2 protein-coding genes are annotated in these 1,516 nt (G+C 64.1%); both read left to right on the top strand.

All coding sequences use genetic code 11. The annotated features are described in order from the left end of the window. The coding region (locus AQI88_RS42255; RefSeq protein ID WP_067011120.1) for a type I polyketide synthase at window positions 1-1,329 on the top strand (1,329 nt) is incomplete at its 5' end. Between the two features lie 44 nt (window positions 1,330-1,373). After that, the coding region (locus AQI88_RS49270) for a polyketide synthase docking domain-containing protein (protein ID WP_159050612.1) at window positions 1,374-1,516 on the top strand (143 nt) is incomplete at its 3' end.

A 1,516-nucleotide genomic window follows, 5' to 3' on the forward strand; every position in this document is an offset into this window, starting at 1 on the left:
CTGATCACGGGTGCTTCGGGTGCACTGGGCAGGTTGGTGGCGCGGCATCTGGCGGTGACCGGGCAGGCGGAGCGGTTGTTGCTGGTCTCACGTCGTGGCATTGACGCACCTGGTATGCCGGAACTGGCTGCCGAGCTGCACCAGTTGGGGGTCCAGGTCAGTGTTGCTGCTTGTGATGCCGCTGACCGGGACCAACTGGCTGGGGTGTTGGCTGGTGTGCCGGCGGGCGCGCCGCTTGTTGGGGTGGTTCATGCTGCGGGTGTGCTTGATGACGGGTTGGCTGTGGGGTTGAGTGCGGAGCGGGTGGAGGCGGTGATGCGGCCGAAGGTGGATGCGGCGTGGCATCTGCACGAGCTCACTCGTGGCTTGGATCTGGCCAGCTTCATCCTGTTCTCGTCCATTGCCGGTGTGACCGGTAATGCGGGTCAGGCCAGCTACGCGGCTGCGAATACGTTCCTGGATGTGCTTGCTGCTTATCGCAGGCGTGAGGGTTTGCCTGGGGTGTCGTTGGCGTGGGGGCCGTGGGAGGGGGGTATGGCCGGTGGTCTGACGGATGCGGACTGGCAGCGGATGGCTCGTCAGGGTTTGCGGCCGTTGTCCGGGCCGGAGGGTCTGGAGCTGCTGGACGCGGCGGCTGGTGCGGCCGATCCGTTGTTGGTGGCGGCCCGGCTGGATCTTGCTGCGTTGCGTCGCTCGGGTGAGGTCCCGCCGTTGTTGTCCGCTCTGGTCCAGGCGGGGCGTTCGAACGCCCCGGCCCGCCGCACCGTCGGTGATCCTGCCACCGGCGGCGACAACGCCCTGGTCGCGCGCTTGGCTGCACTGGGTCCGGCTGAGCAGCAAGAGATCCTGCAGGACCTGGTCATGGAGCAGGCGGCTCTGGTTCTGGGCATGTCCGGGCCGGGCGTCATCGATGCCGGTCGTACGTTCCGTGATGTCGGCTTCGATTCCCTGACCGCTGTTGAACTGCGTAACCGGCTGAGCAGTGCCACGGGTCTGCGTCTGCCGGCGACGGCGGTGTTCGACTATCCCACTCCCACAGCCCTGACCGAGCTCTTGGCGCAGGAAATGCTCGGTTCGGCCAGGGAGGAAACAACTGCTCTCTCGGCCTACTCCGGACTCGACAAGCTCGAAGCCTCGATCACCGAGATCATTGGTGACGACACCGCACGGACGCGAGTCACCGCTCGGCTCAAGGACATTCTTTCTCTGCTGAACGACGCCGGCGAACCCAATGAGGTTGGCGAAGACGGTGGCTCGGTTGCCGACAGGATTCAGTCGGCCAGCGACGACGACATGTTCGATTTCATCGACAATCAGCTTGGAATCTGAGTACGCCGCTGTCTCAGCGTGTGTCACAAGGAAGGCGTTTTTGGATGGCGAACGAAGAGAAGCTTCGTGACTATCTCAAACGGGTCACCACCGATCTCCACCAGACCCGTGAACGCCTGCGTGAGATAGAGGATCGTCAGCAGGAACCGATGGCGATTGTGGGGATGGGTTGTCGTTTTCCTGGGGG

It is taken from the genome of Streptomyces cellostaticus (assembly GCF_001513965.1).
GTDB lineage: Bacteria > Actinomycetota > Actinomycetes > Streptomycetales > Streptomycetaceae > Streptomyces > Streptomyces cellostaticus.